This window comes from Bacillus cereus group sp. BceL220 (genome assembly GCF_051776965.1).
GTDB lineage: Bacteria > Bacillota > Bacilli > Bacillales > Bacillaceae_G > Bacillus_A > Bacillus_A cereus.
In genome coordinates this window covers 409,562-425,660 of sequence record NZ_JBPWBC010000001.1, presented here as the reverse complement: position 1 = coordinate 425,660, position 16,099 = coordinate 409,562, and the positions used below count along the sequence as shown (strand labels likewise).

The window sequence follows — 16,099 nt, the reverse complement described above, 5'->3', positions numbered from 1 at the left end:
GAACTACTTGATTTAAAAATAATTGACAGTCATTTAGATTTAATGTTAACTATATTTATAAACTAGTTAACAATAGGGGTGACAATTGTGACTTTTAGCAAGAGTACGACTGACAAACCATTTTATACATATGAAGAGTTATCGGAAAAAAATAAAGCCTATGTATGGCACCCATTTACACAAATGAAGGATTATTTAGAAGAAGATCCTGTCATTATTGAACGTGGAGAGGGAAGAAAGCTATATGATGTAAATGGACAGGAATATTGGGACGGTGTTTCGTCTATTTGGTTAAATGTTCATGGGCATCAAGTGCCAGAACTAGATGAGGCAATTCGTGAGCAATTAAATAAAATTGCTCATTCTACTATGTTAGGGCTTGCTAACGTTCCATCTATTTTATTAGCCGAAAAAATAATTGAAGTTGTGCCAGAAGGTTTGAAAAAAGTATTCTATTCGGACTCCGGTTCTAGCGCTGTTGAAATTGCAATTAAGATGGCATTTCAATATTGGCAGCATAAAGGAAAATCGAAGAAACAAAGATTTGTTACATTAAAAGAAGCGTATCACGGTGATACAATTGGAGCTGTTTCAGTAGGAGCAATAGACTTGTTTCACCAAGTGTATAGTTCACTTTTATTTGAGGCAATTAAAATGCCTTATCCATATACATATCGTTCTCCTTATGGAAATGATAAGGCCGAAATTGTAAAAAAACATTTAGAAGAAATGGAAGAGCTGCTGAAAGATAAACATGAAGAAATTGCGGCGATTATTGTGGAACCTTTAATGCAAGGTGCTGGCGGTATGATTACAATGCCAAAAGGATACTTAAGAGGGCTACGTAATTTATGTACAAAATATAAAGTTTTATTTATTACAGATGAGGTAGCGACTGGGTTTGGGCGTACTGGGAAAATGTTTGCATGTGAACATGAAAATGTAACGCCGGATATTTTGACAGCCGGAAAAGGTTTAACGGGCGGATATTTACCAGTTGCAATCACCGTAACGACAGATGAAATTTATAATGCCTTTTTAGGAGGATATGAAGAACAAAAAACGTTTTTCCACGGTCATAGTTATACAGGTAATCCGTTAGGGTGTGCGGTAGCAATTGCGAATCTAGAACTATACGAGAAAACAAATTTAATAGAAGAAGTGGCACGTAAAACAGAATATGTGGCGACGCAATTAGAAGAGCTCTTTGCATTTAAACATGTAGGGGATATTCGTCAGTGCGGATTAATGGTTGGTATTGAGCTTGTGAAGAATAAGGAAACGAAAGAAGCGTTTGGCTGGACAGAAAGAGTCGGTGTTCAAGTATGTAAACGCTCAAGAGAGCTGGGTATGATTTTACGACCGCTAGGTAACACGATTGTATTTATGCCACCACTTGCTTCTACTTTTGAAGAGATTGATGATATGTTACGCATTTTATATAAGGCAATCTCAGATGTTACGGAGGGAGAATAATGAGTGGTTTTTTCATAACAGCAACGGATACTGAAGTGGGAAAAACTGTAGTTGCAGGTGCATTAGCAGGTGTATTTAGAGAACTTGGGTATAACATAGGGGTATATAAACCGTTGCAAAGTGGACATGTTGCATCAAATCCAGAGGGAGATGCAGCAAGGCTAAAAGTATTATCAGGTGTATCAACAAAAGAAGATGAAATCTGCCCTTATTCTATCGAAGAACCGCTTGCTCCGAGACTTGCCATGAAAAGAGCTGGAAGGACAGTCACGTTAAAAGACATTATTCACCACTATAATGAACGAGCGAAAGAGTTTAATAGCCTACTTGTAGAAGGTGCAGGTGGACTAGCTGTTCCATATACAGAAGACGCTTTAGTAATTGATTTTGCAAAAGAATTACAGCTTCCCCTTATTGTAGTAGCACGCCCTACATTAGGAACAGTAAATCATACAGTTTTAACCATTGCTTATGCAAAGGCATATGGCTTAACAGTAGCAGGTGTCATTTTATCTGGCTGCAAAGAATGCGAAATGGAAAGGGTACAAGAAAATAAAGTAATGATTGAAGAGCTGAGCGGGGTACCGGTTTTAGGCTTATTACCATTCTTTGAAGGTGAGTTTACAAAAGAAGTAGTCTTGGAATCTGCAAAAGAATATATTATGATTTCAAAATTAGAGGAGTTTATCCAAAATGAATCAAACGTGGCGGGCGCACCTTCAATCTAAATTACAACAATTACATGAGCAAGGGCAGTATCGCAATTTGCATGTAACAGAACAAGCAGCAGAGACATGGCTTATTCGAGATGAGAAAAGGATGCTAAATTTAGCGTCAAATAATTATTTAGGGTTAGCTGGAGATGTGAGGTTAAAAGAAGCTGCTATTACGTGTACAAAAAAATATGGAACTGGTTCGACCGCCTCTCGTCTCGTTGTAGGAAATCATCCATTATATGAAGAGGTTGAGAGAAGCATATGTGACTGGAAAGGTACTGAAAGAGCTTTAATTGTAAATAGTGGGTATACGGCAAATATAGGTGCCATATCTTCTTTGGCCTCTCGGCACGATATTGTTTTTAGTGATAAGTTAAATCACGCAAGTATTGTTGATGGAATCATATTAAGCGGGGCAGAGCATAAAAGGTATCGTCATAATGATTTGGATCATTTAGAGAAGCTGTTGAAAACAGCGTCACCTGAAAAGCGGAAATTAATCGTAACTGATACCATTTTTAGTATGGATGGTGATACTGCTTATTTGAGAGATTTAGTACAGCTGAAAGAGAAATACGGGGCAATTATTATAGTCGATGAAGCACATGCGAGTGGAATATATGGAATCGGCGGAGCTGGGTTATCTCATATAGAAAAAAATCTTGCTCAAAAAATTGATATACATATGGGGACGTTTAGCAAGGCTTTAGGGTGTTATGGTGCGTATTTGACAGGTGATGAAATTTATATAGAGTATTTACAAAATATGATGAGAAGCTTTATTTTTACTACAGCTTTACCACCAAGTACGTTAGGAGCAGTGCAAAAAGCAATTGAAATTGTAAAAGAAGATAACGAAAGAAGAGAGAACCTTATAGCAAATGGAGAATACTTCAGAACTAAATTAAGGGATGCTGGTTTTGATATTGGGAATAGCTCAACTCATATTGTACCGATTGTAGTCGGTTCAAATGAACATGCTTTACGGTTTAGTAAAAGGTTGCAAGAGGCAGGGATTGCGGCCATTGCAATTCGTCCGCCAACTGTGCCGGTTCATAGTTCTCGAATTCGCTTTGCAGTTACATCGCAACATACAATAGCTGATTTAAAATGGGCTATTGACCGAATTATTCACATTGCGAAAGAAGAGGAGATTTTCGTATGAACGAGCTAAAGATTATTTTTATCCCCGGATGGGGAATGGAAGAGAATATTTGGGATTTAGTACTTCCGTATTTTAAAGGATATCCTGTTCAATGCATAGATTGGCGTAATGTGAACGAACGAAGTGAATTTGTGGAACGAATTATAGATGTAGCGCATAACGACAACGTAATTTTAGTTGGTTGGTCACTAGGAGCGTTAGCAGCAGTTGAAGCTTATAAAAAGATTAAGGCAAAAGGCATCGTATTAATTGGTGGTACTGCTAAATTTACAAATACGAGCGATTACAGTAACGGATGGAATGCTTTGCATGTAGAACGGCTGAAAAGGAATTTGGCGAGAAGGAAAGAAGATACGCTCAAGCGGTTTTATGAAAATATGTTTACGAAAGATGAGTTAAAAGAGAATAAAAACTTTGAAGACATTGTAGACCGTTTTAAAGGTGATTCTATTCAGTCTTTACAACTAGGTTTGGATTATTTAATAGAAACAGATATGAGAGAAGAACTAAAAGAAATTAAAGTACCTATACTACTTATTCACGGAGAACAGGATGTAATATGCCCATTGTCTGCGGCACGTAGTATGACGGAGAATAGCAGCAGCGAGCTGAAAGTAGTAAGTGATGCAGGGCATGCGTTATGTGTAACGAATTTTGAATATTGCGCAAATGAGATGATTCAATTTGTAGAGGGGATACGACATGATCAACAAAACGTTACTACAAAAACGGTTTAATGGGGCAGCCGTATCTTACGATCGATATGCAAATGTACAAAAAAAGATGGCACATTCATTACTTTCAATCTTAAAGGAACGATATAGTGAAACGGCATCAATACGTATTTTAGAACTGGGGTGCGGGACGGGGTATGTAACAGAGCAATTATCAAAGTTATTTCCGAAAGCACATATTACAGCAGTTGATTTTGCTGAAAGTATGATTGCAATTGCGCAAACTAGACAAAATGTAAAAAATGTAACGTTTCACTGTGAAGATATTGAGCGATTACGATTAGAAGAATCATATGATGTCATTATTTCAAATGCTACATTTCAATGGTTAAATAATTTACAACAAGTGTTAAGAAATTTATTTCAACATTTGTCTATAGATGGGATATTACTCTTTTCAACGTTTGGACATGAAACATTTCAAGAATTGCATGCTTCGTTCCAACGTGCGAAAGAAGAAAGAAATATAAAAAATGAAACATCGATTGGTCAACGTTTTTATTCGAAAGATCAGTTGCTTCATATATGCAAGATAGAAACAGGGGATGTGCATGTTTCTGAAACATGTTACATAGAGAGTTTTACAGAAGTTAAGGAATTTCTACATTCTATTCGAAAAGTAGGAGCGACTAATAGCAATGAAGGATCATATTGTCAAAGTCCCTCACTCTTTCGTGCGATGCTGCGCATATACGAAAGAGACTTCACGGGAAATGAAGGGATAATGGCAACGTATCATGCTTTATTTATGCATATAACAAAAGAGGGGAAGAGATAAAATGAAACAAGTACAAACAAAAAGGGATTGGAAAAAACTTGCATACGACGTAGTGGAAGAGAAGATGATTACGAAAGAAGATGCAATAGCGATATTAGAAGCTGATGATACAGAAGTTCTAGAAATTATGAATGCAGCTTACATTATTCGTCATCATCACTTTGGTAAGAAAGTAAAATTGAATATGATTATTAATACGAAATCTGGATTATGTCCTGAAGATTGTGGATATTGCTCACAGTCTATTATTTCAGAAGCACCGATTGATAAATATGCATGGTTAACGCAGGAGAAGATTGTAGAAGGGGCACATGAAGCAATACGCCGTAAAGCAGGTACATATTGTATTGTAGCGTCTGGTCGTCGTCCGACGGATAAAGAGGTAAATCACGTAATTGGAGCAGTTAAGGAAATTCGTGAAACGACAGACTTGAAGATTTGTTGTTGTTTAGGTTTCTTAAATGAAGATCAAGCAGGACGTTTAGCGGAAGCGGGCGTGCATCGTTATAACCACAACTTAAATACACATGAAAATAATTACGATAGTATTTGTTCAACTCATACGTATGATGATCGTGTTGATACAGTTCAAAAAGCGAAACAAGCGGGCATTTCCCCATGCTCTGGAGCGATTTTTGGCATGGGAGAAACAATTGAAGAGCGTGCTGAAATTGCATTTGAATTACAACGTATAGATGCAGATTCTATCCCTTGTAATTTCCTTGTTGCTGTAAAGGGAACACCTCTTGAAGGGCAAAAAGAGTTAACACCAGTAGAATGTTTAAAAGTACTGGCAATGATGCGTTTTGTAAACCCGACAAAAGAAATTCGTATTTCAGGAGGACGTGAAATCAATTTACGCTCTGTACAGCCAATCGGTTTATTTGCAGCAAATTCTATTTTTGTCGGGGACTACTTAACGACAGCTGGACAAGAGCCGACTGCAGACTGGGGTATGATTGCAGATTTAGGATTTGAGATTGAAGAGTGTGCATTATAAGATAGATGAAAAAGCAAACTTGTAAAAGGGTTTGCTTTTTTTGTAAATAAAATGTAATAAATAGTTGTGAACGCTTGATATTATTGGTTTTTGAGCGGAAAAAAGAATTTTTGTGGACGAATTTTCCAAGCCCTAGTTGTACATAGTAAATATGTAATTTATATTGGGTTGGAGGATTTTACATGTACAAATACATATTAGCGATTATGACTTGTTTAATTTTAATAAAAGCAATAAGTTCTGATCCAGTTAAGGCTGCTGAAAATCCTGAACAAAAAGAGATGCAACAAAGAATCGAACAACACTTTCGAACGAAAGCTGAACATTTTGGATTGAAAACGGAAGGAAAAGATTTAAAGGAAGTTAGAAAAGAAATTACTATTATAGAAGAAGCGAAAAAAAGAGAGAATGTATGGAGAACAGCACAAGCTCTTCATATAAAAACAGAAGGAAAAACGATGAATGAATTAATAAAAGATGTACAAAAAAAGGTGAAAAAATAAAAAGAGGCCGAAGCCTCTTTTTTTATGCCCATTGTTTTGATAAGTGAGCCATTTCAATTGCAGCAACAGCTGATTCATATCCTTTATTACCAGCTTTCGTACCTGCGCGTTCAATCGCTTGTTCAATTGTTTCTGTCGTTAATACGCCGAAAATAACTGGGATGTCCATTTGTAGTGATAAAGACGCAACACCTTTTGCTACTTCATTACAAACGTAATCGTAGTGAGTTGTAGCACCTCGGATTACAGTACCTAATGTAATAACAGCATCATACTTTCCGCTACTAGCCATCTTTTTAGCGATTAAAGGAATTTCAAATGCACCAGGAACCCAAGCAACATCAATATCATTTTCTTCTACACCGTGACGCTTTAATCCGTCTAAAGCGCCGCCAAGTAACTTACTTGTAATAAATTCGTTAAAACGTCCAACAACAACTCCAACTTTTAATCCTGTACCAACTAAATGACCTTCGAATACCATAATAAATCTCTCCTTTAATTATAAGTTTAGTAAGTGTCCTAATTTGTTTACTTTCGTTTGTAAATACGATTTATTCTCTTCTTTTGCTGGCATTTGCAACGGTACACGCTCGACTACTTCTAAATCGTAACCTTGTAAGCCAGCAATTTTTCTTGGGTTATTCGTTAATAATCGTAAACTTTGTAAACCTAAATCTTTTAATATTTGTGCTCCGATACCGTAATCACGAAGATCAGCAGGGAAGCCGAGTTTTTTATTTGCTTCTACAGTATCGAATCCTTCTTCTTGTAATTTATAAGCACGAAGCTTATTAAGAAGCCCAATGCCTCTTCCTTCTTGTCTCATATAAAGAAGAACACCTTTTCCTTCACGCTCAATTTGAGCAAGTGCTGCATGGAGTTGTGGTCCGCAATCGCAGCGATGTGAACCGAATACATCTCCTGTTAAGCATTCAGAATGAACACGCACAAGTACCGGTTCACCTATTGAAATATCACCTTTTACAAGTGCGATATGTTCTTTCGTATCTAATGAGTTAGAATAGCCAATTGCGTGGAAAGTACCGAAATCTGTAGGTAATGTAATTTCCACCTCTCTCGTCACAAGTGTTTCATGATGGCGGCGGTAAGCAATTAAATCTTCTATTGTAATCATTTTTATATCAAATTGTTTTGCGCATTCTATTAAATCAGGTACACGTGCCATCGTGCCGTCCTCATTTATAATCTCGCAAATAACTCCAGCTGGTTCGGCACCGCATAGCTTCGCTAAATCAACAGCAGCTTCTGTATGACCTGCACGACGCAGGACACCGCCTTCTTTCGCAATTAATGGAAAGATATGTCCAGGTCGATTGAAATCAGCGCCTTTTGATGCGGGGTTTAACAATTCTTGTATCGTAGTTGCACGTTCGTGAGCGCTAATCCCTGTTGTTGTAGAAACATGGTCAATGCTCACTGTAAACGCAGTATGATGTGAATCTGTATTATGAGATACCATTGGTTCTAATTGTAGACGTTCTGCGTACCCTGCTGTAATCGGTACACAAACGAGACCACGGCCATGTGTAATCATAAAATTAATTGTTTCTGGTGTAATGTACTCTGCTAAAGCAATAAAATCGCCTTCATTTTCTCGGTTTTCATCATCACATACGATAACGACTTTACCTTGTTTTAAATCTTCTAGAGCTTCTTCAATACGATGAAACATTGTGCTTCCCCCTTATAGAAATCCGTTTTCTTGTAAAAAGCTTTCAGTCATTGAACCTACTCGTTTTGTAGGTTTAGTAATAAAGCGTTCGATATATTTACCAATCATGTCACACTCAATGTTTACGATATCTCCGGCATTTTTTTCTCCAATGACAGATTCGCTTACTGTGTGCGGGATGAGTGAAATCGTTATGGAAGATTCGTCTATATCAAATATCGTTAAACTCGTTCCATCAACAGCAATGGATCCTTTATGCAAACAATAGCGCAGCAGTTCATCAGAAATTGCTATTTTGTAATAGACGGCATTGTAATGTTGTTTTTTATTTAAAATCGTTCCGATGCCATCAATATGTCCTGAAACGAAATGTCCACCGAATCGTCCGTTTGCAGCCATTGCTCGCTCTAAATTTACTTTAGAGTGCGGTTTAAGCATGCGAAGTGATGTCGACTGCATCGTTTCAGGCATTGCATCAACTGTAAATGAATTAGTTGTAAAGCTTGTTACAGTTAAGCAAATACCGTTAACCGCGATACTATCACCTAAGTGAACATCTGATAAAATTTTCTTTGCATGAATCGTTAATTTCATCGCTTCTCCACTTTGTTGCATGTTTGCTATCGTTCCTAATTCTTCTACAATTCCTGTAAACATTTTGTCACCTCGTTTCGGGCATTCGCAACGATTTTTATATCATCACCAATTTGTTTCATCTCTTGAATTTTCAAGGAAAGCGCATCTTGTAATTTTGAAAAACCATTTCCTCCAAATAAAGTAGGAGCATCTTTCCCACCAATTAATTTCGGGCTTATATAGGTTACAATTTCATTAAAATTGTTTGTTTTTAAGAAACTTGCATGAATCGATTGGCCACCTTCAACGAATAGAGAAAGAATTTGTTTTTCTCCAAGAAAGGAAAGAAGGTCCTCAATTTCTATATGCTTCGTTTCCATTTGGAATATAGCTATATTTTTAGATTCATAAGAAGATATCTTCTCTTTCTTTACATCCTTACCGACAATAATCCATGTCGGGGCTAAACCATCTGTTATAACATGAGAAGATGGTGGCGTTCGTAAATGGGTATCTAAAACAACGCGAATAGGATGTTTCCCACCATTTGGAATTCTTGTTGTTAAATGAGGATTATCAGTTATAACTGTATTCACTCCAACAAGAATTGCATCATGTGTATGGCGATATTGGTGAACATCAGCACGTGCTTCTTCACCTGTAATCCACTTACTTTCACCAGTTACAGTTGCTGTTTTTCCATCTAAGCTCATCGCTGTTTTGATTGTTACAAAAGGGCGTTTCGTTTTCATGTAGTGAAAAAAGTAGCGATTTAATAAAATTGCTTCTGCTTCAAGAACACCGGTAGTTACTTCAATTCTAGCTTCCTCTAATCTTCTTTTTCCGTTACCAGAAACGAGTGGATTACAATCGAGAGTAGCAATTACAACACGCTTAACTCCTTTTTCGATGAGCAATTCACAACAAGGTGGTGTTTTTCCAAAGTGGCTACACGGTTCCAGTGTTACATAAACGGTAGCGTCTTTGGCGTTCTGACCAGCCATTTGAAGGGCATGAACTTCTGCGTGTTCTTCACCAGCTCGTAAATGAGCCCCCATACCAACGATGTTTCCATCTTTTACAACAACAGCACCAACCATAGGATTTGGACTTGTTTGTCCTGATGTTCCTTCTGCTAACTGCAGGGCAATCCTCATATATTCTTGATCTGTCATTTTCTTCACCTCTCCTAAAAAAATCAAAAAACCCCAAGGATTTAATATCCTTGGGGTTTGGGAGACGTGATTTCTAGAAATATAGTTTGAATACGAAAGCATAGGAAAGAAACCTAACGATAATTGATATTTCTGCATAAGGAAAAAACCTAGCAAAATATCGAATTTTAAAACGCTAGTTGTCTCTTTTTATTTCAGTATAAAAAATAAGTATAGAAAATTAAACATATATAAAGAATCAAAATGAATCTTTAAAAATATGCATACTGAAATAAAAGTGTATTCACTATATAAAAAACTAGAAACATATCCTTCTCCCATCCAGACTATACTGTCGGCCCTAGAGTTTCACTAGATCCACCGTTTTCGAGTTGAAAACGGGTCACGGACTTAGAAGTTTTCACTTCATCACCGCCGGTTGGGAATTTCACCCGACCCCGAAGGATGCTGTTTGCTCAAATTATAGCACAAAAAAAATAAAAGGCTAGTAAAAAATATTCGAATGTGAAGAATTGTGTGAAAATATATGCAGGCTGGAATGGAAATAAAAGTATTAGAAATGTTGTAAGGAGAAGGGATATAACGGAGTTGCTAAAAAGAAAAAACATGCACAAAAAAATGTGCATGTCACATGTAAAATTATTCTGCCTCTGGTGCTCTAACAACAGACTCGAATTTACCTTTATGCGAAGCGTCGCAATAAGGCATATTTTTTGATAAACCACAACGGCATAAAGAAAATGCCGGTTTTGCTGGGAATACATTCCCTTGTGAGTCGACTAATTCCACGTCCCCTGTAACGCGAAAAGAGCCATTATCATTTACTTTAATTTGTACTTTTGCCAACGTTATCCCTCCTTCCCAAACGCTTAATTTCATCATATAATCAAGGGAAGTGCTTGGCAATATAAAGTGAAACTTTAATTAGTGGGGGAGGCATCCCCCACTAATTATTATTTGAACCAGCCGAATTTTGAGGTGGGAGTTTTACTGCCCGCAAATAGCGGGGAAAAAAGAGCACTTTGTTTGAGAAAGAAGAGAGTGTTATAATAGTTTTCATAACTGACTAGAGTAAGGTGACGAGAGATGGATAAACAATTACATACATTACGAAACATTGCAAATGAGCGCACGTGGGCATCATTTTTGAATGATAATCATCCATATAGTTTGTTACATTGGTCCATTGCAGGTGTAGGGCAAGAGGTAAAGGATGTTTGGTTACTTCAAGATGAAGTAACATTTCAAACGACAGAATTTCCAACGTTAGATGATGCAATGCAATGGATTTCTGAAAATATGGAACAAGTTACAGACGTTTTAGCGCAATAAAAAAACAGGCTTATGCAAGCCTGTTTTTTGTTTCTTTCACATATGTGTTTAAAAATTGATCGATAGCTGCTTCGTACTCTTCTTTATTTTCGTTATAAGAGCAAGCGTGTGCACCGTGTTCTGCAATATAAAGTTGCTTATTATTTTCTTTCGCTTCATATAACGCTTTTGTCATATCAGCTAAAATATAGTCGTCATCTTTACTATGAATAAAGAGAACGGGATTGTTAATGTTTTTTATACAGTCGATTGGTGAAACTTCACGAATTGTATAACCGTCACGAACTTTTAAAAATGCGTTTGCTAAAGGTAATAAAGGCCATTTTGGTAAATGGAATTCAACCTTTAAACGGTGCTGTAATTGTCCGTGAAAATCAGAGAAAGGACAATCTGCAATATAGAAATCAGCGCCATCTTCTACAAGTCCTGCGTATTGAAGAATTGTTGCGGCTCCCATAGATTCACCATGAATACCAAGTGTAATATTGGTTCCAAAACGGTTTTTTAGCCAGTCAACTATGGATTTCAAATCATGCTTTTCATAGTATCCATAGCTTGTTGTTTTTCCGCCAGTTTTACCATGACGACGATGATCGTAAATGAGGACATTATATCCCCTTTTTAAGAATAAGTTTGCATATTTTACAGAGTTTATTTTATTTACAGTTACACCGTGGCAAAAAACCATAAACTTATTGGAATGACCAGCAGGAATGTAATATCCGTGAAGGTCGTATCCGAATTGTGAAGGGATATGAATTTCTTCTTTATGAAGAGCATCAAAATCCTCTATACGAAAATGTTTTTTCGTTTCTCTTTCGAGTACTTCTTCCTCTGTTTTTTTCTTTAAGTACATCACTTTATTTGTAAAGAAAATCCCAAGGGCAGTTATTGCACCTAGTATAGTAAACAATGCTGCAAAAAAACGTTTCATACTTTACCTCATCCTCCAAATACCGTTACATGTGATACACTTATATTGTATCACAATGATATAAAAGGGGAGAAATAGGAAATGCTGCATATACAAAAAATTACGCCAGCGATGAAAGAAACAATCCGAATGTTCATGTGTAAGAACTGGGGAAGTTCATTGATGGTTTCACGTGGTAAGGGACATCAGTTAGAAGAGTTGCCAGGATTTGTTGCGCTCTCAGATGACAGAATAATCGGAATTATAACGTATGAAGTGACCGGAAATATGTGTGAAATTGTATCGCTAGATAGCTTTGAAGAAAGAAAAGGAATAGGGACGAAACTTGTGGATTGTGTATTACAAGTTGCAGAAGAAGAGCGGTGCAGACAGGTTTGGCTTATTACAACAAATGATAATATGAATGCGTTACGATTTTACCAAAAACGTAATTTTGTAATGACTAATTTATATGTGAATGCGGTAGAGAAGGCACGAAAAATAAAGAAAGAAATTCCACGTATTGGATATGATAATATCCCAATTTTACATGAAATTCAGTTGGAGTATCATTTAGTCAAATGATGTAACAATTTTCAGAAATATGAGTTATTAATCTTGACGGATAGTGTAATTTAGGTTACCGTAAAATTGTAATCTATTACCATATTAAGGGGTGACGATGTGGCAACTATACGTGATGTTGCAAAATTGGCAGGTGTTTCAGTCGCAACCGTTTCACGAGTTATTAATGAAAAAGGATACGTTCATGAGGACACAGTAAAACAAGTAAAGGAAGCAATTGAAGAATTACGTTATAGGCCAAACAGTGCAGCGAAGCCACTATTTAAAGAGAATTCAACGATAATTGCATTACTTGTAGATAATTTATGTAACCAATCAAACATCACTTTGCTACATTGTATTGAGGAAATAGCATATAAAGAAGGCTATCAAATCATTATTTGTAATATAGAGAATAAAGATAGATACATACATATGCTGAAGCAAAATAACATTGCAGGTGTTATTTTGACGAGAGCAGTTTTTAAAAGTGTAGGAGAAATTCCATTTCCGTTTGTTGTGATCGATGAGCAACAATCACATGGAAATTATTATGAAAGTGGACAGAGAGCTGTTTCTTTATTAAAAGAGAAAGGGTGTCACTTTCTTGCATATTTCGGTGAGGGAGAAGAAAGTGAAGAAATGGAAGATTATATAGCAGGGTTTTTAGACGCTGTTTTGGATGAAGGAATCTCTTATCGAGAAGAATGTGTACAAGGGTATACAAATAAACAATTTATTACATTATTGCAAAACAATCCGTATATAGATGGAATTGTAACCTCAAGTGATCAGATTGCTATTGAGTTAATTCGGTCAGCGAGATTTCTAAATATACATATACCAGATAAATTAAAAATTGTTGGACCTAATGGGAGCATAGAGTGTGAATCGATAGGTTCATCACTACCGGCAATTGAAAGCTATGTCAAAGATAATGGAAAATTAGCTTTTCAACAATTAAAAGGAAAAATAAAAAAGTAAAAGGTGCGTTTTATACGCACCTTTTTATAATGTAATTGCGGCAATAAAACCAAATATAAGTAACGGTATATTGTAATGTAGAAAAGTGGGTACACATGTATCCCATATATGATGGTGCTGACCATCAGCATTTAAACCGGATGTTGGTCCAAGGGTACTATCCGATGCTGGAGATCCTGCGTCACCTAGTGCTCCGGCTGTACCGATAATTGCAATTGTGGCCATTGGACTAAATCCAAGCTGAATGCAAAGAGGTACAAAAATGGTTGTTAAGATAGGGATGGTTGAAAAGGATGAACCAATTCCCATTGTAACGAGAAGTCCAATAACGAGCATAAGAAATGCAGCGAGTGGTTTGTTATTTCCGATTATATGTGCACTCGTTTGCACCAGAGATTCAACATGTCCTGTTTTTCGAAGAACAGCGCCGAATCCAGCGGCAGCAATCATAACAAAGCCAATAAAGGACATCATACGCATTCCGCTTGTTAATATCGCATCTGCTTCTTTAAGTGGTAGACTGCCACTAACCGATAAGACGATAATACCTGCTAAAGCACCGAAAATCATTGATTCTGTTGTTAATTGAACAGTTAATGTAGCAATGATAGATAATAACCCGAAAGTAATGCTACGTTTTGTATAGGGAACGATTTCATTTTCGGTAGTATGAATTTGTTCTGTTTCATACGTACGAGGTTTTCGGTACGTAATGAATACCGCTACACATAATCCAATAATCATACCAATTGCTGGAATAGTCATTGCTTTTGGAATAAGTGTGACATCAAATGTAAGGCCGCTTTTCGCAGCGTTGGTTTGTAATACGTCATGATAAATTTTTCCGAATCCTGCAGGGATCCACATATAAGGAGTAATCAATCCAAATGTAATAATACATGTGACAAGTCTGCGATCCACTTTCAGCTCATTTAATACTTTTAAAAGTGCTGGAATTAAGATGGGGATGAAAGCAATGTGAACAGGAATCACATTTTGTGAGAAACAAGCCATCGTTAAAATAATGAATAAAATAAGTATTTTAGAATAAACTTGTTTTTTCGTGTCTTGTTCATTGCCAATCCATTTTAATGCAGTTTGAATCATAGCATCTGGAAGTCCTGTTTTGGAAAGGGAAATAGCGAAACCACCAAGCATTGCATAACTTAAAGCGATTGGAGCACTGTTTCCAAGACCAGTTGTAAAAGTGTTAATCGTTTCTGAAATACCGAGTCCACCGATAATTCCGCCTGTTAAAGCTCCAACAATGATGGCGACAATGACCTGGACACGTAACAAACTAAGCAATAGCATAATTGCTACTGCGACGAGTACAGCGTTCATAATAAATGTAATCTCCCTAAATTTTTATTCTGTTAAGACAAGTAAATATGAAACATTTTGCTATGTTTATACATACTTGCGACATATTATTATAAAATGTTTTCTATGAAATGTAAAAGAGCCTTTTGTTACTAATGCTGAAAAGCTAGCTCTTGTTTAATTGATTGCAAAGAATTAGCGAATAATTCTGGTTCTTCTAAATCAGGAGAATGTGCTGAATTTGGGAACCAAATCATCTTTTTTATAGGCGCTTCAATAATATCGCAATATTCCTGAACGAGTGCATAAGGAGTTTGATAATCATAGCGACCAGAACAAAAATAAACTGGAATAGATAAACTTGAGATAGAAGAAAAGAAATCGATTGTCAGCATTTCTTCCCATAAAACGCCAGATTTTAAATTTCCTGCGAGAAACTTGAACCAATCTAATAGCGTATACTCAGGAGAAAAGAAACCTTTTCGTATGAAAGAAAAGGAAGATCCGTTTTGGATTGCGCCTCCAAATGTGCCAAGCCACTTTCTTTGAATAATGAGACGTCTCGTATCTAAAAATGGTGGTTTGCCTAATTTTAAAAGGGAAGCTAATGCTTTTTTATGATCATGTTTTTTTGCAGAATGAATTAAATGTTGATATAGCAATTCTTCATTTTGTTTCATATGTACAATTTGCCCAATACCGATGTAAGCCTCGATATACTTTGGATATTGATGTGCTATGTTAAGCCCAATAATACTTCCCCAAGAATGACCAGCGAGAAATAGTTTTTGTTTGTTGAACCTTTTAAGTACATATTGAATTACTTCTTTTGCATCGGAAACGAATTGTTCGATTGTGAAATTTGCTCCGAAATCTTTCATTGAAAAGGATTTACCAGCCCCGCGCTGATCCCAATTAATAACAATAAATTGCTTCTCTAATTCTTTTTGAAAATGGCGAATAAATCCGATTTGTGCCATCCCAGGTCCGCCGTGACAGCATAATAAAATAGGTTGCTCTACGTTTTGTCCACGCATAAGGAGAGTTTGTTTTCGATTATTTATCATAACGCTTTCTATCGTAGCGATACTATTAGGAATGAGTTGTTTGTTTTCGTTATAGAACTGAGGGGTGTAGCTACGAAAAAGCATATTGAAAACCTCC

Annotated in this window: 18 protein-coding genes and 1 riboswitch; of the genes, 10 read left to right on the top strand and 8 right to left on the bottom strand. The window is 36.5% G+C overall.

Features of this window, described 5'->3' with window-relative positions; genetic code table 11:
- Positions 1-87 precede the first annotated feature (87 nt).
- From bioA to ACS2FK_RS02180, 7 genes are all read left to right on the top strand, one after another.
- Complete coding sequence (gene bioA, locus ACS2FK_RS02210; protein WP_063548600.1) at positions 88-1,476, top strand: adenosylmethionine--8-amino-7-oxononanoate transaminase; 1,389 nt, start codon at positions 88-90, stop codon at positions 1,474-1,476.
- Positions 1,476-2,204, top strand: coding sequence for an ATP-dependent dethiobiotin synthetase BioD (bioD, locus tag ACS2FK_RS02205; RefSeq protein WP_063548598.1), 729 nt, complete (start codon positions 1,476-1,478; stop codon positions 2,202-2,204). Before bioA ends, bioD begins: the two co-directional genes overlap by 1 nt.
- Positions 2,170-3,357 carry an 8-amino-7-oxononanoate synthase gene (gene bioF / locus ACS2FK_RS02200; protein ID WP_063548596.1) on the top strand — a complete coding sequence of 396 codons (1,188 nt, stop codon included), beginning with the start codon at positions 2,170-2,172 and terminating at the stop codon, positions 3,355-3,357. The genes bioD and bioF overlap by 35 nt, the downstream gene beginning before the upstream one ends.
- Positions 3,354-4,094, top strand: a complete 741-nt coding sequence (locus ACS2FK_RS02195; protein WP_063548594.1) for an alpha/beta fold hydrolase — start codon at positions 3,354-3,356, stop codon at positions 4,092-4,094. The genes bioF and ACS2FK_RS02195 overlap by 4 nt, the downstream gene beginning before the upstream one ends.
- A complete protein-coding gene (bioC, locus tag ACS2FK_RS02190) occupies positions 4,060-4,869 on the top strand; it encodes a malonyl-ACP O-methyltransferase BioC (RefSeq protein WP_000608912.1) in 810 nt (269 codons plus the stop codon). The genes ACS2FK_RS02195 and bioC overlap by 35 nt, the downstream gene beginning before the upstream one ends.
- 1 nt (position 4,870) lies before the next feature.
- Positions 4,871-5,869, top strand: a complete 999-nt coding sequence (bioB, locus tag ACS2FK_RS02185; protein WP_000815858.1) for a biotin synthase — start codon at positions 4,871-4,873, stop codon at positions 5,867-5,869.
- Positions 5,870-6,051: 182 nt separating this feature from the next.
- Positions 6,052-6,372, top strand: a complete 321-nt coding sequence (locus tag ACS2FK_RS02180) for a hypothetical protein (RefSeq protein WP_000280032.1) — start codon at positions 6,052-6,054, stop codon at positions 6,370-6,372.
- Positions 6,373-6,394: 22 nt separating this feature from the next.
- Here the strand turns inward: ACS2FK_RS02180 and ribH are convergent, their stop codons facing one another.
- From ribH to ACS2FK_RS02155, 5 genes are all read right to left on the bottom strand, one after another.
- A complete protein-coding gene (gene ribH / locus ACS2FK_RS02175) occupies positions 6,395-6,856 on the bottom strand; it encodes a 6,7-dimethyl-8-ribityllumazine synthase (RefSeq protein ID WP_000230895.1) in 462 nt (153 codons plus the stop codon).
- Positions 6,857-6,874: 18 nt separating this feature from the next.
- Positions 6,875-8,068, bottom strand: a complete 1,194-nt coding sequence (ribBA, locus tag ACS2FK_RS02170) for a bifunctional 3,4-dihydroxy-2-butanone 4-phosphate synthase/GTP cyclohydrolase II (protein WP_063548592.1) — start codon at positions 8,066-8,068, stop codon at positions 6,875-6,877.
- A 12-nt stretch (positions 8,069-8,080) separates the two neighbouring features.
- Positions 8,081-8,725: a riboflavin synthase subunit alpha gene (gene ribE / locus ACS2FK_RS02165; RefSeq protein WP_063548590.1), complete on the bottom strand. Its 645-nt coding sequence runs from the start codon at positions 8,723-8,725 to the stop codon at positions 8,081-8,083.
- Positions 8,707-9,819, bottom strand: a complete 1,113-nt coding sequence (gene ribD / locus ACS2FK_RS02160; RefSeq protein ID WP_063548588.1) for a bifunctional diaminohydroxyphosphoribosylaminopyrimidine deaminase/5-amino-6-(5-phosphoribosylamino)uracil reductase RibD — start codon at positions 9,817-9,819, stop codon at positions 8,707-8,709. The genes ribE and ribD overlap by 19 nt, the downstream gene beginning before the upstream one ends.
- Positions 9,820-10,124: 305 nt before the next feature.
- Positions 10,125-10,268, bottom strand: a riboswitch (FMN riboswitch).
- A gap of 190 nt (positions 10,269-10,458) precedes the next feature.
- Positions 10,459-10,665, bottom strand: a complete 207-nt coding sequence (locus tag ACS2FK_RS02155) for a CDGSH iron-sulfur domain-containing protein (protein ID WP_001151582.1) — start codon at positions 10,663-10,665, stop codon at positions 10,459-10,461.
- A 240-nt stretch (positions 10,666-10,905) separates the two neighbouring features.
- Here ACS2FK_RS02155 and ACS2FK_RS02150 point away from each other — a divergent pair, with 240 nt between their 5' ends.
- A complete protein-coding gene (locus tag ACS2FK_RS02150; RefSeq protein WP_000360796.1) occupies positions 10,906-11,151 on the top strand; it encodes a DUF2552 family protein in 246 nt (81 codons plus the stop codon).
- Positions 11,152-11,161: 10 nt separating this feature from the next.
- On the opposite strand, the gene ACS2FK_RS02145 is transcribed toward ACS2FK_RS02150, so the two are convergent.
- Complete coding sequence (locus ACS2FK_RS02145; protein WP_063548586.1) at positions 11,162-12,085, bottom strand: alpha/beta hydrolase; 924 nt, start codon at positions 12,083-12,085, stop codon at positions 11,162-11,164.
- An 81-nt stretch (positions 12,086-12,166) separates the two neighbouring features.
- Here ACS2FK_RS02145 and ACS2FK_RS02140 point away from each other — a divergent pair, with 81 nt between their 5' ends.
- Both ACS2FK_RS02140 and ACS2FK_RS02135 read left to right on the top strand, forming a co-directional pair.
- Positions 12,167-12,649 (top strand): GNAT family N-acetyltransferase, encoded by a 483-nt coding sequence (locus ACS2FK_RS02140; protein WP_063548584.1) that lies wholly within the window; start codon positions 12,167-12,169, stop codon positions 12,647-12,649.
- 99 nt (positions 12,650-12,748) lie between these two features.
- Positions 12,749-13,612, top strand: coding sequence for a LacI family DNA-binding transcriptional regulator (locus ACS2FK_RS02135; protein WP_063548582.1), 864 nt, complete (start codon positions 12,749-12,751; stop codon positions 13,610-13,612).
- A 24-nt stretch (positions 13,613-13,636) separates the two neighbouring features.
- On the opposite strand, the gene ACS2FK_RS02130 is transcribed toward ACS2FK_RS02135, so the two are convergent.
- On the bottom strand, positions 13,637-14,956 hold the full coding sequence (locus ACS2FK_RS02130) for a Na+/H+ antiporter family protein (RefSeq protein WP_063548580.1): 1,320 nt from the start codon (positions 14,954-14,956) through the stop codon (positions 13,637-13,639).
- A gap of 131 nt (positions 14,957-15,087) precedes the next feature.
- Complete coding sequence (locus tag ACS2FK_RS02125) at positions 15,088-16,086, bottom strand: alpha/beta fold hydrolase (RefSeq protein WP_000898973.1); 999 nt, start codon at positions 16,084-16,086, stop codon at positions 15,088-15,090.
- Positions 16,087-16,099 lie beyond the last annotated feature (13 nt).

Coding starts and splice junctions, on each gene's coding strand:
- ACS2FK_RS02130 (WP_063548580.1), bottom strand. CDS start 14,956: ATGAACGCTGTACTCGTCGCAGTAGCAATTATGCTATTGCTTAGTTTG.
- bioC (WP_000608912.1), top strand. CDS start 4,060: ATGATCAACAAAACGTTACTACAAAAACGGTTTAATGGGGCAGCCGTA.
- ribBA (WP_063548592.1), bottom strand. CDS start 8,068: ATGTTTCATCGTATTGAAGAAGCTCTAGAAGATTTAAAACAAGGTAAA.
- ACS2FK_RS02125 (WP_000898973.1), bottom strand. CDS start 16,086: ATGCTTTTTCGTAGCTACACCCCTCAGTTCTATAACGAAAACAAACAA.
- ACS2FK_RS02145 (WP_063548586.1), bottom strand. CDS start 12,085: ATGAAACGTTTTTTTGCAGCATTGTTTACTATACTAGGTGCAATAACT.
- ribH (WP_000230895.1), bottom strand. CDS start 6,856: ATGGTATTCGAAGGTCATTTAGTTGGTACAGGATTAAAAGTTGGAGTT.
- ACS2FK_RS02140 (WP_063548584.1), top strand. CDS start 12,167: ATGCTGCATATACAAAAAATTACGCCAGCGATGAAAGAAACAATCCGA.
- bioD (WP_063548598.1), top strand. CDS start 1,476: ATGAGTGGTTTTTTCATAACAGCAACGGATACTGAAGTGGGAAAAACT.
- ribE (WP_063548590.1), bottom strand. CDS start 8,725: ATGTTTACAGGAATTGTAGAAGAATTAGGAACGATAGCAAACATGCAA.
- bioB (WP_000815858.1), top strand. CDS start 4,871: ATGAAACAAGTACAAACAAAAAGGGATTGGAAAAAACTTGCATACGAC.
- ACS2FK_RS02180 (WP_000280032.1), top strand. CDS start 6,052: ATGTACAAATACATATTAGCGATTATGACTTGTTTAATTTTAATAAAA.
- bioF (WP_063548596.1), top strand. CDS start 2,170: ATGAATCAAACGTGGCGGGCGCACCTTCAATCTAAATTACAACAATTA.
- ACS2FK_RS02150 (WP_000360796.1), top strand. CDS start 10,906: ATGGATAAACAATTACATACATTACGAAACATTGCAAATGAGCGCACG.
- ribD (WP_063548588.1), bottom strand. CDS start 9,819: ATGACAGATCAAGAATATATGAGGATTGCCCTGCAGTTAGCAGAAGGA.
- ACS2FK_RS02195 (WP_063548594.1), top strand. CDS start 3,354: ATGAACGAGCTAAAGATTATTTTTATCCCCGGATGGGGAATGGAAGAG.